Origin of the sequence: Candidatus Symbiopectobacterium sp. NZEC151, assembly GCF_025962655.1 — a bacterium.
Classification (GTDB): Bacteria; Pseudomonadota; Gammaproteobacteria; order Enterobacterales; family Enterobacteriaceae; genus Symbiopectobacterium.
Genome location: NZ_JAGFPE010000003.1, coordinates 280,175 through 305,097, shown reverse-complemented (window position 1 = coordinate 305,097; position 24,923 = coordinate 280,175). Strand labels below are relative to the sequence as shown.

General features: G+C 51.7%; 23 protein-coding genes and 1 tRNA gene. 11 read left to right on the top strand and 13 right to left on the bottom strand.

All coding sequences use genetic code 11. From position 1 onward, the window contains the following. Nucleotides 1-157: 157 nt before the first annotated feature. Entirely contained in the window at nt 158-1,456 is a 1,299-nt protein-coding gene (locus J5067_RS12100) for an MFS transporter (protein ID WP_264644008.1), read from the bottom strand. A 547-nt stretch (nt 1,457-2,003) separates the two neighbouring features. Here J5067_RS12100 and uxaC point away from each other — a divergent pair. The 4 genes from uxaC to J5067_RS12080 all read left to right on the top strand — a co-directional run bounded on the left by uxaC (nt 2,004) and on the right by J5067_RS12080 (nt 7,110). Then, nucleotides 2,004-3,413: a glucuronate isomerase gene (gene uxaC, locus J5067_RS12095; protein WP_264644009.1), complete on the top strand. Its 1,410-nt coding sequence runs from the start codon at nt 2,004-2,006 to the stop codon at nt 3,411-3,413. 109 nt (nt 3,414-3,522) lie between these two features. Next, nucleotides 3,523-4,974, top strand: coding sequence for a tagaturonate reductase (locus J5067_RS12090; protein ID WP_264644010.1), 1,452 nt, complete (start codon nt 3,523-3,525; stop codon nt 4,972-4,974). Nucleotides 4,975-4,991: 17 nt separating this feature from the next. After that, nucleotides 4,992-6,485, top strand: coding sequence for a UxaA family hydrolase (locus tag J5067_RS12085; RefSeq protein WP_264644368.1), 1,494 nt, complete (start codon nt 4,992-4,994; stop codon nt 6,483-6,485). Nucleotides 6,486-6,576: 91 nt separating this feature from the next. Beyond that, complete coding sequence (locus tag J5067_RS12080) at nt 6,577-7,110, top strand: YgjV family protein (protein ID WP_264644011.1); 534 nt, start codon at nt 6,577-6,579, stop codon at nt 7,108-7,110. A gap of 59 nt (nt 7,111-7,169) precedes the next feature. Here J5067_RS12080 and sstT read toward each other — a convergent pair whose 3' ends face one another. After that, nucleotides 7,170-8,417, bottom strand: coding sequence for a serine/threonine transporter SstT (gene sstT, locus J5067_RS12075; protein ID WP_264644012.1), 1,248 nt, complete (start codon nt 8,415-8,417; stop codon nt 7,170-7,172). 617 nt (nt 8,418-9,034) lie between these two features. Here sstT and J5067_RS12070 point away from each other — a divergent pair. The 3 genes from J5067_RS12070 to J5067_RS12060 all read left to right on the top strand — a co-directional run bounded on the left by J5067_RS12070 (nt 9,035) and on the right by J5067_RS12060 (nt 10,111). Next, nucleotides 9,035-9,280, top strand: coding sequence for a hypothetical protein (locus J5067_RS12070; protein WP_264651211.1), 246 nt, complete (start codon nt 9,035-9,037; stop codon nt 9,278-9,280). Between the two features lie 314 nt (nt 9,281-9,594). Continuing rightward, nucleotides 9,595-9,981, top strand: a complete 387-nt coding sequence (locus J5067_RS12065; RefSeq protein ID WP_264651210.1) for a nitrogen fixation protein NifS — start codon at nt 9,595-9,597, stop codon at nt 9,979-9,981. Next, nucleotides 9,965-10,111 (top strand): hypothetical protein, encoded by a 147-nt coding sequence (locus J5067_RS12060; protein WP_264651209.1) that lies wholly within the window; start codon nt 9,965-9,967, stop codon nt 10,109-10,111. The genes J5067_RS12065 and J5067_RS12060 overlap by 17 nt, the downstream gene beginning before the upstream one ends. Nucleotides 10,112-10,195: 84 nt before the next feature. Here the strand turns inward: J5067_RS12060 and J5067_RS12055 are convergent, their stop codons facing one another. Together J5067_RS12055 and J5067_RS12050 are read right to left on the bottom strand one after the other, a co-directional pair. After that, nucleotides 10,196-11,149: a TerC family protein gene (locus tag J5067_RS12055; RefSeq protein WP_264651208.1), complete on the bottom strand. Its 954-nt coding sequence runs from the start codon at nt 11,147-11,149 to the stop codon at nt 10,196-10,198. A 350-nt stretch (nt 11,150-11,499) separates the two neighbouring features. Then, entirely contained in the window at nt 11,500-12,510 is a 1,011-nt protein-coding gene (locus tag J5067_RS12050; RefSeq protein ID WP_264651207.1) for a Gfo/Idh/MocA family protein, read from the bottom strand. Nucleotides 12,511-12,718: 208 nt separating this feature from the next. Between J5067_RS12050 and rlmG the strand changes: the two genes are divergently transcribed. Beyond that, nucleotides 12,719-13,858, top strand: coding sequence for a 23S rRNA (guanine(1835)-N(2))-methyltransferase RlmG (rlmG, locus tag J5067_RS12045; RefSeq protein ID WP_264644018.1), 1,140 nt, complete (start codon nt 12,719-12,721; stop codon nt 13,856-13,858). A gap of 19 nt (nt 13,859-13,877) precedes the next feature. Here rlmG and J5067_RS12040 read toward each other — a convergent pair whose 3' ends face one another. After that, a complete protein-coding gene (locus tag J5067_RS12040) occupies nt 13,878-15,890 on the bottom strand; it encodes an NADPH-dependent 2,4-dienoyl-CoA reductase (protein ID WP_264651206.1) in 2,013 nt (670 codons plus the stop codon). A gap of 207 nt (nt 15,891-16,097) precedes the next feature. Here J5067_RS12040 and J5067_RS12035 point away from each other — a divergent pair, with 207 nt between their 5' ends. Next, nucleotides 16,098-16,394, top strand: coding sequence for a hypothetical protein (locus J5067_RS12035; RefSeq protein ID WP_264644020.1), 297 nt, complete (start codon nt 16,098-16,100; stop codon nt 16,392-16,394). A gap of 88 nt (nt 16,395-16,482) precedes the next feature. Here J5067_RS12035 and J5067_RS12030 read toward each other — a convergent pair whose 3' ends face one another. Together J5067_RS12030 and J5067_RS12025 are read right to left on the bottom strand one after the other, a co-directional pair. Then, entirely contained in the window at nt 16,483-16,908 is a 426-nt protein-coding gene (locus J5067_RS12030; protein WP_264644021.1) for an organic hydroperoxide resistance protein, read from the bottom strand. 88 nt (nt 16,909-16,996) lie between these two features. After that, nucleotides 16,997-17,467 carry a MarR family winged helix-turn-helix transcriptional regulator gene (locus J5067_RS12025; protein ID WP_264644022.1) on the bottom strand — a complete coding sequence of 157 codons (471 nt, stop codon included), beginning with the start codon at nt 17,465-17,467 and terminating at the stop codon, nt 16,997-16,999. Nucleotides 17,468-17,776: 309 nt separating this feature from the next. Here J5067_RS12025 and spy point away from each other — a divergent pair, with 309 nt between their 5' ends. Beyond that, nucleotides 17,777-18,265, top strand: coding sequence for an ATP-independent periplasmic protein-refolding chaperone Spy (gene spy / locus J5067_RS12020; protein ID WP_264644023.1), 489 nt, complete (start codon nt 17,777-17,779; stop codon nt 18,263-18,265). Nucleotides 18,266-18,344: 79 nt separating this feature from the next. Here the strand turns inward: spy and J5067_RS12015 are convergent, their stop codons facing one another. The 3 genes from J5067_RS12015 to J5067_RS12005 all read right to left on the bottom strand — a co-directional run bounded on the left by J5067_RS12015 (nt 18,345) and on the right by J5067_RS12005 (nt 20,323). Continuing rightward, nucleotides 18,345-18,944 carry a hypothetical protein gene (locus J5067_RS12015; protein WP_264651205.1) on the bottom strand — a complete coding sequence of 200 codons (600 nt, stop codon included), beginning with the start codon at nt 18,942-18,944 and terminating at the stop codon, nt 18,345-18,347. A 24-nt stretch (nt 18,945-18,968) separates the two neighbouring features. After that, nucleotides 18,969-19,319, bottom strand: coding sequence for a DUF1304 domain-containing protein (locus tag J5067_RS12010; protein WP_264644025.1), 351 nt, complete (start codon nt 19,317-19,319; stop codon nt 18,969-18,971). 86 nt (nt 19,320-19,405) lie between these two features. Beyond that, nucleotides 19,406-20,323, bottom strand: a complete 918-nt coding sequence (locus J5067_RS12005; protein ID WP_264651204.1) for a LysR family transcriptional regulator — start codon at nt 20,321-20,323, stop codon at nt 19,406-19,408. A 143-nt stretch (nt 20,324-20,466) separates the two neighbouring features. On the opposite strand from J5067_RS12005, the gene J5067_RS12000 reads away from it, so the two are divergent. Then, nucleotides 20,467-20,856, top strand: a complete 390-nt coding sequence (locus tag J5067_RS12000) for a RidA family protein (protein ID WP_264627897.1) — start codon at nt 20,467-20,469, stop codon at nt 20,854-20,856. A gap of 275 nt (nt 20,857-21,131) precedes the next feature. Here J5067_RS12000 and J5067_RS11995 read toward each other — a convergent pair whose 3' ends face one another. From J5067_RS11995 to rpoD, 3 genes are all read right to left on the bottom strand, one after another. Next, nucleotides 21,132-22,391 (bottom strand): LD-carboxypeptidase, encoded by a 1,260-nt coding sequence (locus J5067_RS11995; protein ID WP_264651203.1) that lies wholly within the window; start codon nt 22,389-22,391, stop codon nt 21,132-21,134. Nucleotides 22,392-22,730: 339 nt separating this feature from the next. Beyond that, nucleotides 22,731-22,806, bottom strand: a tRNA-Ile gene (locus J5067_RS11990). 158 nt (nt 22,807-22,964) lie between these two features. Continuing rightward, complete coding sequence (gene rpoD / locus J5067_RS11985) at nt 22,965-24,812, bottom strand: RNA polymerase sigma factor RpoD (RefSeq protein ID WP_264644028.1); 1,848 nt, start codon at nt 24,810-24,812, stop codon at nt 22,965-22,967. Between the last annotated feature and the right edge of the window lie 111 nt (nt 24,813-24,923).

Sequence of the window (24,923 nt, the reverse complement as noted above, 5' to 3'; positions counted from 1 at the left end):
GCTGAGAAAACCATCGCGTCGAGATTTGTTATACCACTTATTCGTGTAGCCGACCAACATCAAGGTCACAGTTATGCATTATCAGCCTGCAATAAAAACGCCCGATAACCGGGGTTATCGGGCATCAAGACGGGTTTAACCGCGAGACAGGCAGTGATTAATGCTGCTGTGCCGCCTCGAGCGTTGCTGGTTGTTCTGCTTGCACCGCAGGACGGTCTTGCAGAATGACCCAGATCAGAATGGCACCCAGCACGTCAAAGGCTGCCAGCACGGCGAACAGCGGACCGAAGCCGATGGTGTCTGCCAATGCGCCAACCACCAGGGCAAACAGGGTGCTCGCCAGCCAGCCAGCGCCGCCGGTCAGCCCGTTAGCGGTAGCCACTTCGTTACGACCGAACACGTCAGAAGAGAGCGTGATCAAGGCACCGGACAGCGACTGGTGCGCAAATCCACCTACGCACAGCAGCGCGATAGCAACATAAGGACTGGTGAACAGGCCGATAATCCCAGGGCCAATCATCAATACCGCACCCAGCGTGACCACCATTTTACGCGAAACGATCAGGTTCACTTTGAAATACTTCTGGAACAGCATCGGCATGTAACCCCCCAGCACACAGCCAAAGTCGGCAAACAACATCGGCAGCCAGGCAAACATGGCGATTTCTTTCAGGTTAAAGCCATACACCTTGAACATAAACAGCGGGATCCAGGCGTTAATCGTGCCCCAAGCCGGTTCAGCCAGAAAACGCGGCAGTGCGATACCCCAAAACTGGCGGTTACGCACGATCTGCCAGGCAGACATCTTCTTGGCATTATTCGACTGATGCTGAGATTCCTGACCATTCAGGATGTAATCGCGTTCCTCATCGGTCAGCTTTTTCTGGTCTTTCGGGTGTTTATAAAACGCCAGCCAGCACAGTGCCCACACCATGCTCAAGGCACCGGTGATGATAAAGGCCATTTCCCAACTGTGCATCACGATGGCCCAAACCACCAACGGCGGCGCGATCATGGCACCGATCGAGGAACCGACGTTGAAGTAACCTACGGCAACGGAACGCTCTTTGGCCGGGAACCATTCACTGCTCGCCTTCAGGCCCGCAGGTATCATGGCGGCTTCGGCCATGCCGACCAAACCACGCGACAGCGCCAGACCTTGCCAGCTGTTTGCCATTGCCGTACTGGCACAGAAAATAGCCCACAGGATGGCGAACATGGCGTAGCCGACTTTGGTGCCCAACAGGTCCAGCACGTAACCGGCGACAGGTTGCATGACGGTATAGCAGGCGGAATAGGCAGCAATGATGTAGGAGTATTGCTGTGTCGTGATATGTAACTGATCTTGCAACGTCGGGGCGGCAACGGCGATAGCATTACGTGTCAGGTAACCGAGCACGGTGCCAATGGTCACCAACCCGATCATATACCAACGTAGCCCTTTGATTTTACGCATTTGTGTTTTCTCTCCGAGTCAAAAAAATAACACCGTGCCGCTAGCTGTGCTAACAACCGGTGTCGTATTAGCCAACAAGGTTGGCTAGCGCACCTCCCAGAAGGGCGCAATCGCAGAGTTTCAGTAACGGAGTAGGTTTGTGGCGTCATATGCGCTTACTTTTAGGAAGGTGGCAAGGCGCATCGATAAGGACGCCTTGCCGCCTTTTACTCTCTTGAAACCTGCTTTTGATTTGGACCAGAATTTTTTCTCTTGGGAATGGAATAGAGATTGAATACCGGTTCAAGACGGCGCTACAATAATTTGTCATACAACTTTAAAAGTTGAGTGACATCACAAAACCATTATATTTATGCGGAATTGCTAAAATTTGTTCGATATCGGCCTGTGTTGAGAGCTTGCTGCGCGGTGTCCTGACCAATTTGCCAGGCGTATGATTTTTTGCGATCATGACCTCACTAATGATATGAGATATCCAGCATAATTGGTGTGATATCTTTCAACAAAGGCCAATGTTGTGCCTGAGCGCACGGTGAGGAAGAAGAGTATGCCCCAGTTTCTTAGCGAAGATTTTCTGTTAGACAGCGAATTTGCTCGTCGTTTGTATCATGACTATGCGGCTGATCAGCCTATTTTTGATTACCATTGCCACTTGCCGCCTGAACAGATTGCAGAAAACTACCGCTTTAAAAACCTGTATGACATCTGGTTAAAAGGTGATCACTACAAATGGCGTGCCATGCGTACTAACGGCGTGCCGGAGCGTCTTTGTACCGGTGATGCCAGCGACTGGGAGAAATTCTCCGCCTGGGCAGAAACCGTACCGCACACCATTGGTAACCCGCTGTACCACTGGACGCATCTGGAACTGCGCCGCCCGTTTGGTGTAACAGGTACGCTGTTAGCACCGGGTACGGCGAAAGAGATTTGGGATCGCTGCAACGCCTTGCTGGAGCGTGATGAATTTACCGCGCGCGGCATCATGCAGCAGATGAACGTGAAAATGGTCGGCACCACTGACGACCCGATTGACGATCTGCGCCATCACAAAGCCATCGCCGCGGATGGCAGCTTTAACGTCAAAGTGCTGCCGAGCTGGCGCCCGGACAAGGCCTTCAACATCGAGTTGGCGACCTTTAATGACTACATGGCGAAACTGGGCGAAGTGTCTGATACCGATATTCGTCGTTTCAGCGATTTGCAGACCGCGCTGACCAAGCGTCTGGATCACTTTGCTGCGCACGGCTGTAAAGTTTCTGACCACGCGCTGGACGTGGTGTTGTTTGCCGAAGCCGACGAAGCGACGCTGGATGGCATTCTGTCTCGTCGTTTGGGCGGTGCTGCGCTGAACGATGTGGAAGTGGCGCAGTTCAAAACGGCCGTACTGGTATGGCTGGGGGCGGAATATGCGCGTCGCGGTTGGGTACAGCAGTACCACATTGGTGCACTGCGTAACAATAACCTGCGTCAATTTAAACTGCTGGGGCCAGACGTTGGTTTCGACTCCATCAATGACCGTCCGCTGGCGCAAGAACTGTCTCGCCTGCTGAGCAAGCAGAATGAAGAAAACCTGCTGCCGAAAACCATTCTGTACTGCCTGAACCCGCGCGATAACGAAGTGCTGGGCACCATGATCGGTAACTTCCAGGGTGAAGGCATGCCAGGCAAAATGCAGTTTGGTTCTGGCTGGTGGTTCAACGATCAGAAAGACGGCATGCAGCGTCAAATGACACAGCTGGCGCAACTGGGCCTGCTGAGCCGCTTTGTCGGTATGTTGACCGACAGCCGCAGCTTCCTGTCTTACACTCGCCATGAGTATTTCCGTCGCATCCTGTGCCAGATGATCGGCCGCTGGGTAGAAGACGGCGAAGCACCGGCAGACATCAACCTGCTGGGCGACATGGTGAAAAACATCTGTTTCGATAACGCTAAAAACTATTTCGCCATCGAATTATAAGACCGTGGGCGCGCGCAGGTGCGCGCGCCTTGACATGTATCGTGGGCAAGGTGACAGGGCGGTAACAACCTGACCCCGATCGCACTTCCTGTCCTGAGGTAGCTTCTTAATGCAAACATTGAATCGTCGTGACTTCCCTGGTCGTCAACATCCTGATCGTATTATCCAATTCGGTGAGGGTAACTTTCTGCGCGCGTTCGTCGACTGGCAGTTGGATTTGCTAAACGAACATACCGATCTGGATGCGGGTGTGGTGATCGTTCGTCCGATTGATACCGATTTTCCGCCTTCATTAGACACTCAGGATGGGCTGTATACCACAATCATTCGCGGTTTGAATGAGCAGGGTGAAGCGGTGCGTGAACCGCGCCTGATCCGCTCTGTTAACCGTGAAATCAACATTTACCGTCAGTTTGACGAGTATCTGGCACTGGCACATGACGCCAATATTCGTTTCGTGTTCTCCAACACTACCGAAGCGGGCATCAGCTATCACGCCGAAGATCGTTTGACGGATACGCCGCCGGTCAGCTATCCGGCAAAACTGACGCGCCTGCTGTTTGAGCGTTTCAACCACTTCAACGGTGCTGCCGACAAAGGCTGGGTGCTGTTGCCGTGTGAACTTATCGATTATAACGGCGTTGCACTGAAAGAACTGGTGCTGCGCTATGCCGCGCAGTGGGAACTGCCGCAGGCCTTTGTCACCTGGATTAACGAAAACAACACCTTCTGCTCCACGCTGGTTGACCGTATTGTGACGGGCTACCCGCGCGCCGAAGTGGAAGCGCTGCAACAGGAAATGGGCTACCAGGATACCTTCTGGGATACCGCTGAATACTTCTACCTGTTTGTGATTCAGGGGCCGCAATCGCTGGCACAAGAGCTGCGCCTCGACAAGCTGGACCTGAATATCCGCATCGTTGACGATATCAAGCCGTACAAAGAACGCAAAGTGGCGATTCTGAACGGTGCACACACCGCGCTGGTGCCGGTCGCCTTCCTGGCCGGGCTGGATACCGTGGGCGAATCCATGAATGATGCGCAAATCAGCAGCTTTGTGGAAAAAACCATTGCCGAAGAGATCGTTCCGGTGCTGGATTTGCCGCACGATGAGCTGACGTCCTTTGCCCAAGCGGTACTGAGCCGTTTCCGTAACCCGTTTATTCAGCACCAGTTGTTATCCATTGCCCTGAACGGCATGACGAAATTCCGCACCCGTATCCTGCCGCAACTGCTGGCCTACCGTGAGCAGAAAGGGGCATTACCGGCGCGTCTGACCTTTGCATTGGCAGCGCTGATCGCGTTCTACCGCGGCGATCGCAACGGTGAAGCCTATCCGCTGCAAGATGATGCGCACTGGCTGGAACGCTATAGCACCCTGTGGCACGGCGTTAACGATCGCACCACCTCGCTGCAAGCGCTGGTTACCACCGTGCTGAGCGATGCGGATCACTGGGAACAGGATCTGACACAGGTGCCGGGATTGGTAGAACAGGTTACGCAGCAACTGCAAGCGATCGTCGATCGCGGCATGAGAGCGGCAGTAGAAGGGTATTGTTAATGGCTGAAGATTTATCGATGCAAAGCATCATCAAAATCCATGCGCTGGACAATGTGGCCGTTGCGTTGCGTGATGTTGAGCAAGGCGAAACGGTAGCGGCGGGCGGCGTCACGGTGACGCTGCCGCAGCCGGTGGCGCGCGGACACAAATTTGCGCTTTATGACATCGCACCGGGCGAGATGATCGTGAAGTACGGTTTGCCAATCGGTCATGCGTTAGCGGCTATCGCATCGGGGCAGCATATTCATTCCCAGAATGCCAAGACCAACCTGAGCGATCTGGATGAGTATCAGTACCAGCCGGAATTCATGACGCTGCCGGCACAGATGGCCGATCGTGAGGTACAGATCTACCGTCGTAACAACGGTGATGTCGGGGTGCGTAATGAGCTGTGGATCCTGCCGACCGTGGGCTGTGTAAACGGCATAGCGCGTCAGATCCAGACCCGCTTCCTGAAAGAAACCAACAATGCTGAAGGCATTGACGGGGTGTACCTGTTTACCCACCCGTTTGGTTGCTCGCAGTTAGGGCAAGACCATGAAAACACCCGTACCATGCTGCAAAACATGGTGCGTCACCCCAACGCGGGTGCGGTGCTGGTGATTGGACTTGGCTGTGAAAACAATCAGGTAGACGCATTCCGCACCACGTTAGGCGACTATGACGCAGAACGTGTTACTTTCATGATCTGCCAACAGCAGGATGATGAAGTCGAAGCCGGGTTGGAGCGTCTGCATGCATTGTATGAAACGATGCGTCACGACCAACGCGTTCCGGGCAAACTGAGCGAGCTCAAGTTTGGTCTGGAGTGCGGCGGCTCGGATGGTTTGTCAGGCATTACCGCCAACCCGTTGTTGGGGCGTTTCTCGGATTACATGATCGCCAACGGCGGCACCACCGTGCTGACGGAAGTGCCGGAAATGTTTGGCGCAGAGCGTATTCTGATGAGCCGTTGCCGCGATGAAGCGACGTTTGAAAAAACGGTCCACATGGTCAATGACTTCAAACAGTACTTTATCGAGCACAACCAGCCGATTTATGAGAACCCCTCGCCGGGTAACAAGGCCGGTGGTATCACCACGCTGGAAGAGAAATCACTGGGCTGTACCCAGAAAGCGGGACAGAGCAAAGTGGTTGACGTGCTCAAGTATGGTGAACGCCTGCATACGCCGGGGTTGAACCTGCTCAGCGCACCGGGTAACGATGCGGTGGCTACCAGCGCGCTGGCAGGCGCGGGTTGCCATATGGTATTGTTCAGTACCGGTCGCGGAACGCCTTACGGCGGTTTTGTACCCACGGTGAAACTGGCAACCAACAGCGAGTTGGCACAGAAAAAACCGCACTGGATCGACTTTGATGCCGGCCGCCTGATCCATGGGGTGGAAATGGACGATTTGCTGACCCAGTTTGTGGACATGATCGTGCAAATTGCTGATGGCAAAAAGCTGGCGAAAAACGAGATCAATGATTTCCGTGAACTGGCGATATTTAAAAGTGGCGTAACGTTGTAAAACCTCCCGCTTTTAATTAAAATGAAACGGCGTTCCATTTATTGGCGCCGTTTTATTTATTTTCACCACTCCTTTTCCCAAGGCACAGATCATGACGAGCTATTGGTTTGCTCAGGCAGTGGGGGCGATTGCCTTCCTGGTGGGGATTACCGTATTTTTCAACCGTGACGATCGCAAATTCAAACTACAGCTTTCCCTCTATAGCGCCATCATCGGTATCCATTTCTTTTTGATGGGGGCAAATGCCGCTGGTGCCAGCGCACTGCTGAATGCCGGACGTACGGTGATTGCCACGCGCACCCACAACCTTGTTGTGATGTTTGCCTTTATTATTCTGACGCTGGTGTTTGGGCTTTCTGGTCTTAAGCATGCGGTTGAACTGCTGCCAATCATTGGTACGCTGATCAGCACCTGGGCGCTGTTCCGCACCAGCGGGTTGACCACGCGCTGCATCATTTGGTGCGCCACACTGTGCTGGGTAATACATAACGTATGGCTTGGATCAATCGGCGGTTCGCTGATTGAAGGCACATTTTTGATTCTGAATGGCTACAACATCATTCGTTTTTGGCGCATGCAGAAGCGTGGATTGGACCCATTCCGGGCTGAAACGCAATCGCGTTAACGTCGTTATTGCTCCGTTTTCCCTCACCTTCAGACAGACGATGAGGGAAACGTGCAGCCTTACAGCAGGTTCAGCCGCTCTTTCTCTGCCAGCTTGGCATCTTCCGCATCACACACCGCCGCCGTAAAGATGACGTCCGTCGAGGAGTTCACTGCGGTTTCCACCGAGTCTTGAATCACGCCGATGATAAAGCCGACGGCGACCACCTGCATGGCTACGTCATTGGCGATACCAAACATGCTGCACGCCAGTGGGATTAACAGCAGCGATCCTCCTGCCACGCCGGATGCGCCGCAGGCGCAAATGGCGGCGACCACGCTAAGCAGCAACGCGGTTGGCATATCGACATGGATGCCCAGCGTATGCGCGGCAGCCAACGTCAGGACGGTGATGGTTACCGCCGCGCCCGCCATGTTAATGGTGGCACCCAGCGGAATGGCGACAGAGTAGGTGTCTTCATCCAGATTCAGCTTGCGACACAGCTCCATATTCACCGGGATGTTTGCCGCTGAGCTGCGGGTGAAAAAGGCGGTAATACCGCTTTCCCGCAGGCAAGTCAGTACCAGCGGATACGGATTGCGGCGAATTTTCCAGAATACAATCAGTGGATTGATAACAAACATCACGATCAGCATGCCGCCGACCAGCACGGTCAGCAGGTGAGCATAACCCCACAGTGCATCAAAGCCGGTTTCTGCCAGCGTAGAGGCAACCAGGCCAAAAATCCCGAGCGGTGCAAAACGAATGACCGTGCGCACCAGCAGAGTAACGGCATCCGATGCATCATTGATAAAGGCTTTGGTGGACGGTGAGGCGTGGCGAAACGCGATGCCAAAACCGACGGCCCATACCAGAATACCAATGTAGTTAGCGTTGATCAGCGCGTGTATCGGGTTGGCGACCACGCTCATCAGTAACCCTTTCAGCACTTCAACAATGCCCGCTGGCGGCACGATATCGGCAGACTGTGCACTCAGGGTCAGCGTGGTGGGAAACAAAAAGCCCAACACCACCGCGACCAGCGCCGCCGAAAAGGTGCCGATGCCGTAGAGGATCAGGATGGGGCGGATATTGGTTTTTTGCCCTTGCTGATGATTGGTGATGGAGGCCATCACCAGAACCAGCACCAGTACTGGTGCCACGGCTTTCAATCCGCCGACGAACAGCGTACCGAGCAGGCCGACGGCAAGGGCGGCGGAGGGCGACAACAATGCGAGGGTAATACCTAGCGCCAGCCCGATAACGATTTGCTGCACCAGGCTGCCTCGCGTTATATAGCGGAAAATTGCAGAGTATGTATTTTTCATAAAATAGGCGGTATTCCCGTTCCATAAGCTGACAAGGGTTGTGTGATGGCACGTTGCAGGATGAAAACCTCTGGAGAATGCAATGGGTTTTTTTTCATAACCTGTAACAAAGTGTTTGCGCAGAGCAGTATAGGGAAAAGAGGCATTAAAAAAAGCAATGGCACACGATTTTGTGCGGCGGGTCATTCATAAATCGCCTTAATCAGCAGGGGGATGACCAGAGAGATAGCGACAGGAATAGGGAATAGAACGATCAGCATCATTTTGGGGCCGAGCAACACCAGGCGGGTACGCCGTAACCGCCGAACCCAGTTCAGAGGTTCATTACGGAATGTTGGCGTATGCTGTTTATGGCGCTTATTGCTGGTTTATATTAGTTTTTTCATGAGTTACCTCGAATTACGCGTTTACTCACTGATTTCCGTGTCTACTATTGCTGGATAAGAATATATAGATAATTATATTGTTATGTAATTTCTTTATTCTTGGATATAACCAGAAATTTGCGGCAAGGTTGTCTGAATATAATGAAATATCCAGCAATAGTAAGCTCCGTACAGATTTAATTTATCTTATCTCATTCACAGATGCCATTGCAAAGGATAATAATTATTCCTATGATGACTATCAAAAAAAGAATCGAGGAGATTCTACGTTTTAAACATTCAGAGCGTCAATATAACATTGATATGTTGCATTCAGATGGTTTGCATATTGATGCAGTACTTTCTTTCTATCTTTACGAAATAGGTATGAATGCTAAAGCAAAAGAGTTATTGCTGAGTGTCAAATCATGTGGCTTCCATACAGAACTTATTGATAGCTACTTACGTCAAATGTCTTATAACAATAATAAGGAATAAATAGCTGTTCCAAATAGTAAATTACCTTGGGGGAACCACGTTGAACGGGTGTAGCTGGTATTATATGACACACTGACCCGTAACCATTGTTGTCTTCTATGTGATTTTTGCTGAAAAAAATACGCCATTTCAGTACACGGTAATAAATCAATGTTTATAACATCATCTTGTTTACTTTTTGTGCATTGTAGTTAGAGGGAAATCAAGATAAAAATAATTGCGTTGAATTTAAGGAATAATTGAAAATAACCATGGTGATGAAAAATATTATTTAGCTGGAACCTTGCGCATCGGCACTTACAAAGGTATTTAGGATGGTAAAAGAAAAGATATACTTCATCTATATGCCATCCCCAATGCTTGGACGTAGCCCAATACAGGGGATTCATGGGGCTGGTTTTTTCGGGAATCTATTTGGGGTATACACGGAAGATAAATACATATCGAAATTGAAAACGGAATTAGAAAGAAGGAATCTACACTGGAGTATAGAGAGAGATAATACAGAATCTGATATAGAGAAACTTATTGAACAAAAAGCCAAGTTATTTATCTGTGCTCCTGGGCTTAAATATCAGTTCTACAGAGGAGTGTTTGATAAAGAAAATATAATTTATTTAAGTATGATTGAATATGCAAACAATATTACTCATAGGGTGTTCAAAAGAATAGAGGAGTTAGAAAATGAAAGAAAAACATAATGTCATTTTGAAAGAAATTACTGATGAACTAGCATTATCCTTAGTTTCAGGTGGTAATGGTACAGGTAATTCAGCTCCGACAGGTTCTGGTACATGTGTTGGTGGCCCAATAGGCGGTAGTCGTGGGTGAACGATGGAAAAATTTTTCAGGATGAGGGGGATGGCAAGTCAGTGCTGGTAGAAATCGCCTCCTGTTACGGAGGCGATAAGTCGCTTAGCGAGCGGCGCGCTGGTTAACCCACAGGTTAATCAGCAGGGTGAGAGCCAGAATGCTGGCAACGACGCCCAGAGAGATAGCGATAGGAATATGGAACAGATCGATCAGCATCATTTTGGTGCCGATAAACACCAGAATGACGGCCAGACCATACTTGAGCAGCGAGAACTTCTCCGCCACGCCAGCCAGCAGAAAATACATGGCGCGCAGACCCAGAATGGCGAACAGGTTGGAGGTCAGCACAATGAACGGGTCGGTGGTAACGGCAAAAATGGCCGGGATGCTGTCAACGGCAAAGATAACATCGCTGATCTCAACCAGAATCAAGACTAAAAACAGCGGGGTGGCGTACAGAATGCCGTTGCGCCGCAAGAAGAAGCGTTCGTTTTCGATGGTGTCCGTCATCCGCAGGTGGCCGCGTAGCCAGCGCACTAACGGCTTGTCACCGAGATCGCCGCCATCGTCTTTGGAAAACGCCATTTTCAGGCCGGTGAACAGCAAGAACGCGCCAAACACGTAGAGTAACCACTGGAACTGCGTAACCAGCCAACTGCCACCAAACACCATCAGCGTTCGCAGAATGATGGCACCCAGCACGCCATATACCAGTACGCGTCGCTGATACTGGGCGGGCACGCTGAAATAGCTGAACAGCATCAGCCAGACGAAGACGTTATCCACGGCGAGCGCTTTTTCGATCAGATAGCCGGTGAGGAAGGCGAGCGCTTGTGTGTTGGCGACTTCTACGCCGAGCGTGCCTTTCAGATACCACCAGAATCCGGCGTTGAAGGCGAGCGACAGCGTAACCCAAATCAATGACCAGGCGGCAGCCTGGCGAAATGTCATGGTAGTGGCACCTTTACGCCCTTGATAGAGCAGGTCTACCGCCAGCATGGCAATAACGATGACAGCGAAGCTGCCCCACAACCACGGCGTACCGATGGAGTTCATAACAGGTTCCTTGCAACAAAAATTAACACCGTCAGGCCTCATTTTTATCTGGCGCGGTGGTGGGCCAGGTAAAAAAAAACGACATGTATCGGAAGACACAGGTCGTTTGGTCACTCGCGTTGCAAATGTCCCTCGCCTTCCGGCAAGGTCTCACTTACAACGCCAATGCGGAATGCTCATTGGTATTGCCCGATAACCGGAAGCACATCTCTGCCCACTTTACAGCAAGCCTGACACATGACTTCGTAATGACGATTAATCGGCGGAAAAGTTACTCCCCTTTGCATCAGCAAAGATAGGTGAAAAGTCGATCCAGGTCAAATTTTGTGTGTGTTTTTCACCCGCGCTGGTTAGCGCTCCTCTGAAAGCGAGCTGCTGTCGGTTTGGCTGTCGGCGGGGAACACCACCCCGGTCTGGCGGCGAATTTCTGTTTGCAAGCGCGCCACGGTGAGCGAGCGTGCCAGAAAGGCGTGATTGACGTCATTCTGGGCGACCAGTGAGGCAAAGGTTTCCACTTCATACAGCATGCTGTTGATATGCTGCGGTTGTGACAAATCGATGCGTTGGCCGTTGCGCGGCATTAGGCTCACCTGCTGGCACTCCGACAGCCGGTCGATGACCAGCGATCCTTCCTCCCCCTGAATTTCACTGGGAATGGCGCTGTTGCTCACCTTGGAATGCGCGATAATCACGTCAAAATCCCCGTAATTCAGCACGACGCTGCCGTGTCCGTCCACGCCGCTGTCCAACAGGGTTGCACTGGCCTGAACATTGTGGGGATCTCCCCACAGGCTGACGGCGAATGCCAGGCAGTAGTAGCCAATATCCATGATGGAGCCGTTGGAGAACGCCGGATTGAAGGTGTTGGGATTCTCTCCCGCCAGATAGGGCTGGTAACGGGAAGAATATTGGCAGTAATTCAGAAACACTTTACGCAATCGACCGATGCGCGCCAGGCCTTGCATCACCACGGCGTAATTGGGCAAGCTCGCGGTTTTGAAGGCTTCAAACAACACGACCTGATTGGCCTGTGCGCAGGCGATCATTCTCTGCGCTTGAGCATGGTTCGATGCCAACGGTTTTTCGCAGACCACATGCTTACCATGCTCAAGAAACAGGATGGTTTGTTCCGCATGCAGGCTGTTTGGGCTCGCGATGTAAACCGCATCAATCAGGTCTGACTGGGCGAGCGCCTCCAGAGAGGTGAAACAGTGTTCAACCAGATAGTCCGTTTGAAATTGCTGCGCCTTTTCCTGCGAACGGGAGTAGATGGCGATCAATTTCATCTTGCCGGTTTCATGTGCAGCATCAACAAACTGGCGCGTGATCTGACTGGTTCCTACAATAGCGAAACGAATCATAGCGGGTCGATGTTCCTGGCGAGAGCGTTAGAGAAACAGAGTAACATGATGTAGGCGCAAGGCAATCGTCGTGTCGTGGTTCTGCCTAGGGGAAAACCATGGCAACAGGATGTCACGCGGCTGGATTCGCCCTGACTGGCGAAAAGCATTCACGGCTACCCGACGTTACGGGGTAAACTGCGCAACCTTTATGACGCGGGAGAGGCCAATGAGCCAACTGGAACTGGAAACGCGCACGCTCACGTTGGTGCGTTATCCGAAAACGGCTGAGAATTCCACCTTACAAGCCTGGGAAGCGGCAGACGCGTTTTTGCTTAACGAGATTGCTGCCATGGAGCTTGCGCCCGGGCCTGTTGTGATTCTGAACGACACCTTCGGTGCACTGGCCTGTGGATTACAGGCGTATGAGCCGCTCTGCGTCAGCGACAGCTACCTGAGCCAACTGGCGACGCGGCATAATCTGTCGCTCAACGGCTTTGTGCCGGAATCCGTCATGCTACAAGACAGCCTGGCGGCATTACCCGATGCGCCATCGCTGGTGGTTATTAAGGTGCCAAAAACCCTGGCGATGCTGGAGCATCAGCTCCGCATGCTGCGCGCGGTGGTCGCTCCCCATACGCGAATTATTGCTGGCGCTAAGGCGCGCGATATTCATACTTCCACGCTGCAACTGTTTGAAAAAATTATTGGCCCGACGCGGACCTCACTGGCGTGGAAAAAGGCGCGTCTGATTCACTGCGACGTGGCGCAAATCAATGTAGGTGAGTATTCACCAACCGTTGAGTGGGAGCTGGAAGGTTATGGTTACCGTATCCACAACCACGCCAACGTGTTTTCACGCGGTAGCCTGGATATTGGTACGCGCTTTTTTATGCAGCACTTGCCGCGTGATCTTGAAGGCAAGATGGTGGATTTAGGCTGCGGTAACGGGATTGTCGGGCTGGTGGCGCTGGCGCAAAATCCTTCAGCGCTGGTCAGCTTTATTGATGAATCCCATATGGCGCTGGCTTCCAGCCGCATGAACGTGGAAATCAACTGTCCGCAAGATCTGCCGCGCGCCAGTTTTGTGGTGAATAATTCCCTGGCCGACATTGCCCCTGATTCGCTGCAAGCCGTGCTGTGTAATCCGCCGTTCCACCAACAGCAGACTATCACCGACCATCTGGCCTGGAACATGTTCAGCGATGCGCGCCGCTGTTTAGCACACGGCGGTGAGTTGCGCATTGTAGGCAACCGCCACCTCAACTATTACTCGAAGCTGAAGCACCTGTTTGGCAACTGCGAACAGCTGGCGGGCAACAACAAGTTCGTGGTGTTGCGCGCGGTGAAACTGGCATCGTCTCGCTGAACGGAGCTTGAACAACCGGCTACAGCGTTAGCGCCAGCCGGGTGGCCTGATCGATGGCCCGCCGGGCATCCAGTTCGGCGGCGACATCCGCACCGCCAATCAGATGCACGGCGCACCCGCTAGCCTGCAACGGCGCATACAGCTCGCGCCGTGAATCCTGTCCTGCACAGACGATGACGGTGTCGGCGGCGATGCATCGCTCTTGGCCCTCATGCATAATATGCAGCCCGGCATCGTCAATACGTTGATATTGCACGCCGTCCATAAAGATCACGCCGTGGCGCAGTAACTGCGCCCGGTGTATCCACCCGGTGGTTTTACCGAGATGTTCACCCAGCTTTCCTGCCTTGCGTTGCAGCAGCACGATTTCATGCTGATGTATCGAACCTGTTGCTGTCTCGGCCGGGAGTGCCAGCACGCCGCCCCGTTTATCAAGCGTGCGATCGATACCCCATTCGGTATAGAAATCGGCTTGCGGTGGCGCGCTCAGGTAATGGGCAACATCAACGCCAATCCCGCCAGCACCGATAATTGCCACCCGTTTGCCAACGGCAACTTTATCGCGCAGCACCTGTAAGTAGCTCACTACGCTTGGGTGATCAATGCCGGGAATCTCTGGCGTGCGTGGCGTTATGCCACATGCAAGGATAACCGTATCGAAAGTTTTAAGATCGTCTACCGTGGCTGTGGTGTTGAGGCGTACCAATACGTGAGTGAGCACCAACATACGGCGGTAATAGCGCAGCGTCTCCGTGAATTCCTTTTTGCCGGGGATTTGCCGGGCCAGATTAAACTGGCCGCCGATGTTACTGTCCGCTTCGAACAACGTCACCGCATGGCCACGCTGTGCCGCGTTAATGGCAAAAGCAAGCCCTGCCGGGCCAGCGCCGACCACGGCAATCCGTTGCGGTGTGTCTGTCGCTCTTACGGGCAGTTTTGTTTCATGGCAGGCGCGCGGGTTGACTAAACATGACGTCACCTTGCCGACAAAAATGCGATCGAGGCAGGCTTGATTGCAGCCGATACAGGTATTGATCTCATCGCTGCGGCCGGTTTCTGCTTTTTCAAGCAAGTGCGCATCCGCCAGAAAGGGGCGCGCCATGGAAACCATATCAGCGCAACCCTGTGCCAGCATCTGTTCTGCCTGTGCCGGATCGTTGATGCGGTTGGTGGTGATAAGCGGTATGCTGACCTTGCCCATCAAACGCTGAGTCACCCAGCCAAAGGCACCGCGCGGCACCAGCGTTGCGATGGTCGGGATGCGTGCCTCGTGCCAACCAATACCGGTGTTAAGTAGCGTGACGCCTGCGGCTTCCATCTCTTGAGCCAGCGTCTCTATCTCTTGCCATGAGGAGCCGGACTCCACCAGATCGAGCATCGACAGGCGATAGATGATAATAAAGTGCGGCCCGGTCGTACGGCGTACCGCGCGCACAATCTCCAATGCGAAGCGGCGGCGGTTTTGTTCGTTGCCACCCCAGTCGTCATGGCGCTGGTTGGTGCGCTCGACCAGAAACTGGTTAATCAGATACCCTTCAGAGCCCATGATTTCCACACCGTCATAGCCTGCCTGTTGGGCCAGCGCCGCACAGCGGGCAAAATCAGCGATGGTGTGTAAAATTTCCTCATGGGTCATGGCGTGGGGAAGGAAAGGGCTGATCGGTGCCTGAAGGGCGGAAGGCGCAACGGGATCGGGTTGATAGCTGTAGCGTCCGGCATGCAGAATTTGCAGCGCAATCTTTCCTCCCGCTTCATGCACCGCAGCGGTGATCGGGACATGGTGATGTAGCTGCGTTTCATGTTCAAGTGTCGCACCGCCGGCGACCACGGCCCCTTTGGCGTTGGGCGCAATACCGCCGGTGACAATCAGCGCTACGCCGCCCTGCGCGCGTTCTCGATAAAACGCTGCCAACCGCGCGGTGCCTTGCGGATGCTCTTCCAAACCGGTGTGCATCGAACCCATGATGACGCGGTTTTTTAACGTGGTGAAGCCCAAATCGAGTGGCGAAAAAAGCAGGGGATAGGCGTGCATGATGCTCTCCACAGAAACCGCGCAAGAAACTGGTCTGATGAGTTTACTGTAGCGAGTGTTGAATGTTATGTGAAATAAATGTTTATTTATTGTGATTCGTGTCATTCCCTGCGACGACACTCGATAATCGGGACGGCATGCCAGAAGGTTTGTTGTCCGTGCCAACAATCATTATAATTCGCGGGATCAGAGTGCTAAGGAATCGCTATGTGGGTGGATGAGTGGGAACCGGCGCTGGAAAGTGCGCTTACCGATTTGGAACGTTGTGTCAGGTTGCAGCAGCAAGGCTGGCGTCAGGACCGTGAAACCTGGCAGCAGCAGCTCACGCAGGCCCAACAGCGGGAAGCGGAGCTGTGCGCGCAGATCGAAAGGTTAGTGATTCAATTAAACTCTATGGATGCGTCGCCGGAACGAAATCCCCTGGTGCAGCGCATTAAAATGATTGGCGCCTATATTGACGCCTTGGCGAAGGATGCCTCCGCCTTTAGTCGTTCACTTCCCTGATCGGTTTGATTTGTCCTGTTTTTTCCACTGGTGTTGGTGCTCGCTGAGCAAACGGCAGCAAACTGCCGTTTGCATGACGCTGTGTGACTTACAGTAGCGTCAGGGTTACGTCGATATTGCCGCGTGTGGCGTTAGAATACGGGCACACGATATGGGCTTTTTCCACCAGTGCTTGTGCCGTTTCACGCGCCAATCCCGGCAGATCAATTTTTAATTCCACTTCAATGGCAAATCCGGTTGGTGCGGCACCGATACCGACGCTCCCCTCAATGGTGGTCGCCGCTGGCAGTGCAATTTTTTCTTTGCTGGCGACAAATTTCAGCGCGCCAAGGAAACAGGCTGAGTAACCTGCGGCAAACAGCTGTTCCGGGTTAGTCCCTTCGCCACCGGCACCGCCCAGTTCGCGCGGCGTCGTCAATTTGACGCTCAGTTGCTGATCGGAGGATTCGGCGCGGCCATCGCGTCCGCCGGTGGCTTTTGCGTGAGCGACATACAGTACTTTTTCAATGGACATGGTGTAACTCCTATGGGCTATTTTTTATCACGATATTAAATCGTGTGCTATTTAAATGGTCGAAATAAAACGTCGAGATAAGCGGCCATCAAAGATTCTCGATCAGTCTGGCTCGCAGGTATTCTAATTGCTGCTTCATTGCTTGCAGCGTGGTGTCATCACACTGTGTGGCGCACCGCATGCTTTCCGGTATGGCACGCGCCTTTTGTTGCAATGCGCTGCCTTCTTCCGTCAACCGAATCAGCACCTGACGTTCATCTTCTGCACTGCGCGTTCTGCTTACCAGGCCGGATTGTTGCAATCGCTTGAGCAACGGCGTCAGCGTGGCAGAATCCAGATAAAGCTGTTCACCCAGTTCCGACACCGTAAGTCCGTCGCGTTCCCACAGCACCAGCATAACAAGATACTGGGGATAGGTAAGCGACAGTGCTGCCAGCTGTTTTCTATAGACTTTATTCATTGCCAGATTGGCTGAATAGAGTGCGAAACAGAGTTGTCCGTCAAGCTGGTAGGCCTGCGCTGGCAATGATGTTGGTACTGTCTGCGTTTTCTTGTTCATGAAATACAATCTAGATAGACAAAGATTAAATAGCAAGCGATTTAAGAGTAAAAAACTTTGTTTTTTGATAATGGATTGATTTTAGTAATTTTATATTTTCATTGTTACCTAGACTAAGAGAGCCTTAACGTTTTCCTTGCAGGGTTTACATAGTTTCTCCGCATTCTCCACATTTGACGCAATTGTGGAGACGGAACTTGCAGAGATTTACCCTTACGCTAATTAACTCGAAGTTGCACCGTCTATACTCAACACCGTCAACACGACAATCGTCGTTAATGAGTAACCTGGAAAGAGAGAGATAGCACTATGCGTAAACTGACAGCGATTCTGGTGGCATCTACCTTGGCGTTTGGCGCAGCGGGTATTGCGCATGCGAACGATGCTCAAAAAGGCCACGGTCATGAAGCTCGTATGATGAAAGGTGAACGCGGTGGCCCTCGTACTGGCATGCATGAAGAGTGGATGCTTAAGGATCTCAACCTGACCGAGGCGCAGAAAAAGCAGGTTGGGGATATTATCCGCGATGCGCGCGATAACATGCGCAAAGTAATGCAGGACGAACACCGTGCAATGCGTGATGTGATTGCCGCAGACACGTTCGATGTGGCGAAAGCCCAAGCGCAGGTCAACAAGCAGGATGAGATTCATAAAGCGCGGATGGTAAGTCGTCTGGAGACGCAGAACAAGATCTATAACGTTCTGACGCCGGAGCAGAAAAAGCAGTTTAGCGAAAATTTTGATAACCGCATCAATCACAAGATGACAGAACCCGCTGAGAAGGCTGCTACTAAGTAATTCAGACTTTCTCTTCTGACAACCGCCTTACTCACTGTGCGAGCCTGTTTATAGGGCGGCCGATGAGAAGGCGGTTTTTTTACGCCAGACGATTACCGGCTGGCTGTCCGCGTGCGAGTAATGTGAGCCACTCGTTATGGGTTAGCTTGCGATAAAGCGGGCGTATGCGCTCCTTAACGAAGCGCAAAAGCGCCTGCTCATCCATGGATTCGGCCTTGGTCGGATAATCCCCCCAGCCACTGTCATACAGTTGGTAATAGAGGTTGTTCAGATAGCCGGTGGTCTTTGCAAAAAAACGCGGGCCAAAGTCGAAAAAGTGCTGGGAAAACAGATATAAGCTCTCTTCTACGCCCTTGGCGTTCGGGGTGTTCAGCAAATACCACATTTGTATCTTTAGCCAGACCAAGGCGCTGGTATCTGAGTTGGGCCTTTTTATTTTATTCTCATACAGATAGCGATCGAGATAGCCGTTTATCTCGTCATAATCCAGTTTCACGTCCAGGCAGAACGACGCAATGATAAGCAGCGTTTCGGAATCATTGCCAAACAGCACTTCCTTTTCCGCCCAATCAATCAGCGCGCTATAGTGTTTCTCCCGGTGTATAGGTTCAAGCAGGGGTTCGAACTCATACAGGGATAATAAATCCTGTAAGGTGTAGGGGTAGGTTAATGCATCCATGCCATCATCCTTTTTTAAAATGCGTCAATGGCTCATCAGCGCGATGAGCGCAATCAACGCGGGAATTGCTTGAACATAGAGGATTTTCCTACTCACGGTGAGGGCGCCGTAGAGTCCGGCAACCAAAACGCAGGCAAGGAAAAAGACCTTAAATTGAAAACCTGCTTCGCCCAGCCATAATCCCCAGAGTAATCCAGCGGCTAAAAAACCATTGTACAACCCCTGATTCGCAGCCATTGTCTTGGTATCGCGAGCAAAATCAGCGCGTAAATTAAAGGCTTTACGACCAACGTGGGTGTTCCACAAGAACATTTCCAGGATGAGGATGTAAACGTGTATCGCTGCAACAAGGGCAATCAGAATGTTTGCCAGCACAATCAAGCCTTATCGAAACCGTGATGTCGGTAAAGTATAGGTGAAGTGGATGGGTAATGAGTAAGAATTGTTAAACGTCCCGCCGATCACCGGGCACACTTTGGCGCATGGCGAGCCATAAGTTCAATCACCCAGTCGATAAACACCCGAAGCTTGGCGCTTAAATACCGGTTTGGGGGAAAAGCCAGATAAAGTGGCATTGGGCTAAATTCCCACTGTTCGAACAGCCGGTGCAATTCGCCACGCGCCTCATGCGCTTCTGCCATGTAACTGGGCAACAAAATAATGCCAAGTCCTGCCAGGCCAGCGGCAAGATAGGCATTGCCATCATCAACGGCAAGCTGATAGCGCCCGTTAATCCTGACTGTGTTGCCATCATGGCTCGCTTCCAGTGCGGCAACCTTTCCGGTTTGTGAATTCAGATAGCCGACCAGATAATGTTCTGATTGCTCCAGTTGATTAGGGTGGGTGGGTGTCCCCGCGTGAGCCAGGTAATTCGGTGTGGCATAGGCTCCGATCGTCAAATCCCCGACATGGCGGGCAATCAGTGACTGCTCCGAGATACCGCCTCCTCGTATCACGCAGTCCACGTTCTCCCTGATCATGTCTACCTTTCGATCGCTGGCACCGAGATCAATCTGGATATCGGGGTATTGCGCATAAAATTCAGGCAAGGCGGGTACCAGAATCAGACGAGCCAGTGGGCTGGGAACGTCAACCCGCAGCTTACCTCTGGGCGTTGTAACGGCACTGGAGAGGCTGGTTTCCGCATCATCCATCGCAGCAAGCAAACGGACGGCATGCTCGTAATACACCGTGCCATCGGCAGTAACATGCACCTTTCTGGTGGTTCTGTTCAGCAATTTGACGCGCAATCGGGTCTCGAGTTGTTGGATTAACTGGGTAACGGTGGTCTTGTTCATCTGTAACGTCGCAGCGGCTTTGGTAAAGCTGCCCGACTCGACCACCCGAATAAAAGCCTGCATTGCGTCAAAGCGATCCATCTCGTTGCCTCATGCCTTTCTGATTGTTTGTATTTTACAAATAATGATGCGGCGTTTTGCGCGTTTATCTTACCGTCACTATGCCTCTAGACTTCGGTTACACACAAGTCATCCATCTTGAAACGGTTATTCAGAGGTATGTTATGGCAATGCGCGATGTGGTTTTTCCTGAAGGGCGGCAAGATCTCTATAACCGCAATCGCTATTCCCCGGCAGTGAGAGCCAACGGCTTTTTATTCGTGTCAGGGCAGGTGGGAAGCCAGGAAGACGGTTCACCTGAACCGGATTTAAAAACACAGGTGAGGCGGGCATTTGAGAATTTGAACGCGGTGTTGTTTGCCGCGGGCTGCACGTTTGAGGACGTTATGGATGTAACCGTTTTTGTGGTCGACCCTGAATCGAACCTGGAAACCATCTGGAGCGTGGTCCCGGAATTCTGGGGCGAAGCCCCTTATCCTGCCTTGACCGGGGTCGGCGTCTCTTGGCTGTCTGGCTTTCACTTTGAAATCAAGGTGGTAGCCAGGTTGCCGTAAGGATCTGCACTGTGCTAATGCGGTGAGTCGGTAAAACGTCCAGCGACACATTAGCGCCATTTTGGCGGCAATTAACAAAAAAGCCACCTCGCAAGAAGTGGCTTAATAATCTGATTTTTAAGATAAAGTATTGTTCGCCATTGTTTGGGGCTTGGCTGACCGAAGAATCTGGGCCGTACTTCTTTATCTACGCATAAAGACTGTGAGTAATGATATCAAGGCCTGTTACCGAGCTTGAAACGGAATGGTCAGCATACTCAAAAAAGCTTTGCCGGTTACGCAGACGGCCGATACGTATATTGCGTCGTTTTTACCGGAGGCTGGGTCAGGCTACACTGCCCGTATACGCTGCTGCATAAAATAGTACCCTGATTATTCAAAATGAATGGCTGGTTAGTTTCACCATGCCCAAATTCCGGATAATAATAAACAGGATAGGTAACACGCTCGGCGAACTGTTTTATTACATATCGGTAAAGATATTTTTCTTCGTCGCTTGCATTTTTACCGTAAAACTGACCAAAAATAACGGCGCGTGGATGGAATTTTCTGCTGAATTCTATCTGATGCAAGGTCCGGTCAAGCTGTTTTGCCGTTACTCCCGTATCTTCCAGCATCATAATTTTGTCTGAATAGGTACCCTCATATAGGGTGGAAAACAGTGACTGCACCAGGGTCAGGTTACCGCCATCCAGTTTACCACTCACCGTTCTTACAGCCTGGCGGTTCATCGGTTCGATGCCTGGGTAATTAACCCCATGAGACAGGGCCTCAAAGGCTTCATTCAGGCTGTTGTTCATATTAAGTGTTTTGTTGCTGTCAATCTCATGCATTTCTTTATTAAAAGAAGCCAGCACGCCATGCACGCTTGGCCAGTTCAGCTCATGGTTCACAAAGTTGTGGATGGCTGTCACGTCACTGAAGCCGATGATCGTTTTCGGTGTGGATGCTGAGATACGCTTCTGGCTTGCATGTAGTGCCGGATAAAGGTTGAGCGCCCCCGAACCTCCTCTAACAAACCAGAGGTAATGCACATTACGGTCACTGAGAGCATTAATGAGGGTTTGGGCCCGTTTTTCATCCGTGTTGACGTAACCCAGCCTGGTAGGCTTCTGGTCGAGATATCGTTTGTCAACCGAGTAGCACTCGCGAGAAAGTGCTGTCTCAATCTCCGGGATGACGCTTTCATCATATTGCGACGAGCTTGCGATCAGGAATACCGTTCCCTTTTGAACGGAACAGCCTTTTCGTACATGTGTTTCAGTCGGAGGGGATGTTTTCTTCATAATGGTCTGCGGGATGGGCGCACATCCGGACAGAAAAAGCAAAAGGACGGGGATTGTGATTTCTTTCGAGACCCTGTTTTTCATCCGTATCATATTTTTCCTTTTTAACGATAGGGTTAATCCTGTTTCAGTTACGCCGACATCTGCTGAGCGGTGGACGGTCATATAAGGGGCTCTGCTCGAATTATCTGAAAATGGAGCGACCATTATGCTTACGCTCTTTTCAACAACGGGTAAAAAGCGATCCACTTATCGTCACCGCCAGCGTTTTTTGGAACAGGGGAGTTTTTCAGTTTGAAGGATCTCTTATGGGTCTACGAAGAATTCTATCTGTCAGATAAATAATGGTTTTTTCTGGGTTCGGTTAAATGGAAAGATCTGTAGGAAAGGGTTTTCTTTTCAGTGAATGAGAGAGAAAACCATCTAAGGCAGATGGTTACAGATTTTTAATACAGGCAAAGCGCTGAAATTTTCGGATGGCTGCAAGTGGGCTTTTGGGGGAGAGACAAAAAGGGGACAATGGCCACAACCCACAAAAAAGCCACCTCGCAAGAAGTGGCTTAATCATCTGATTTATCAGCTAAATTTTGGTGGCCCCTGTTGGGTTTGAACCAACGACCAAGCGATTATGAGTCGCCTGCTCTAACCACTGAGCTAAGGGGCCATGTGGGCGTGAATTATACGGTAACATGGCGGGGCAGGTCTAGAGCAACGTTGCCCGTATGCTGGTTTTGTATGCAGCCTAGCCTGTTGTTATCGTTATAAATACCATAAAAAAGCCCCCGATATTGAGGGCTTTTTCCTATTTCCATTTAGATGCTGTTAATCATCCAGGAAGCTGCGTAACACTTCGGAACGGCTTGGATGACGCAGCTTGCGCAGCGCCTTGGCTTCAATCTGACGGATACGTTCACGCGTCACGTCAAACTGTTTGCCCACCTCTTCCAACGTGTGGTCGGTGTTCATGTCGATACCGAAACGCATACGCAGTACTTTAGCTTCGCGCGCCGTCAGGCCAGCCAGCACATCGTGGGTGGCTGAACGCAGGCTTTCTGACGTCGCAGAGTCCAGCGGCAGTTCCAGCGTTGTGTCTTCGATGAAGTCTCCCAAATGCGAATCTTCATCATCACCGATCGGCGTTTCCATCGAGATCGGCTCTTTGGCGATCTTCAGCACCTTGCGGATCTTGTCTTCCGGCATCAGCATGCGCTCGGCAAGTTCCTCTGGCGTCGGCTCACGGCCCATTTCCTGCAACATCTGACGCGAAATGCGGTTCAGCTTGTTAATCGTTTCGATCATGTGAACAGGAATACGGATGGTACGCGCCTGATCGGCGATAGAACGGGTGATCGCCTGACGGATCCACCAGGTGGCATAAGTAGAAAACTTATAGCCACGACGGTATTCAAACTTGTCTACGGCCTTCATCAGGCCGATGTTGCCTTCCTGAATCAGATCCAGGAATTGCAGACCGCGGTTGGTGTACTTCTTGGCAATAGAAATTACCAGACGCAAGTTCGCTTCGACCATCTCTTTCTTGGCGCGGCGTGCCTTGGCTTCACCAATCGACATGCGACGGTTGATGTCTTTCACCTGCTCGATGGTCAAGCCGGTTTCTTCTTCGATCTGGTGCAGCTTCAGCAAACTGCGCTGCACGTCCTCTTCCACTTCAACCAGTTTCTCGCTCCAGGGCTTGTTCATTGCCTTGGCGGCGGAGAACCAGGTGTCATTGGTTTCGTTACCGGTGAACAGCGTGACGAAGTTTTTCTTCGGCATTTTGCACTGTTCAACGCAGAGTTTCATGATCAAACGCTCTTGCGTGCGAACGCGATCCATCATGGTGCGCATGCTGTTGACCAGGAAATCGAACTGTTTTGGCACCAAACGGAACTGCTTGAAAATGTCAGAGAGCTTCAGGATCTCTTCTGCGGCCTTGGCGTGGTTACGGCCATGGGCTTTGATCGTTTGACGCGTGACTTCGTACTGTTCACGCAGCTCGGTAAATTTCTGACGAGCCAGTTCTGGATCGATGCTGTTGTCTTCTTCCGCATCGTCGTCGTCTTCGCTCTCTTCGTCATCATCATCGTCGTCATCCATCTCTTCGCTGGACAATTCCGATCCCACGTGGGTTGCGGTAGGCGCAAGATCTTCTTCGGCGTTGGGATCGACAAACCCGGTGATCAGATCGGAAAGGCGGCTCTCTTCAGCCTCGACGCGATCGTATTGTTCCAACAGGTAAGTGATCGCTTCAGGATATTCGGCAACAGAACACTGAACCTGGTTGATACCGTCTTCGATCCGCTTGGCGATGTCGATTTCACCTTCGCGGGTGAGCAACTCAACGGTGCCCATTTCACGCATGTACATGCGCACCGGATCGGTCGTACGCCCGATTTCGGACTCTACGCTTGAGAGCACCTGAGCAGCGGCTTCTGCGGCATCTTCATCGGTGTCAGACGTAGTTTCTGCCAACAGCAGGTCATCCGCATCCGGTGCTTCTTCCATCACCTGGATGCCCATGTCATTAATCATCTGGATGATGTCTTCGATCTGATCGGAATCGATGATATCTTCCGGCAGATGGTCATTGACCTCAGCATAGGTCAGGTAGCCTTGCTCCTTACCACGGGTGACAAGTAGCTTCAGCTGTGACTGCGGGTTTTGCTCCATAAGACGGTATCCACACTTCAGAGTATTAGGTTGGTGTCGGTCGGCATAATTATACCGGTCACCTTTCACGATGCAGGTGCCTTTCGCTCGCCTGTTCGTAGAAAGCTATTG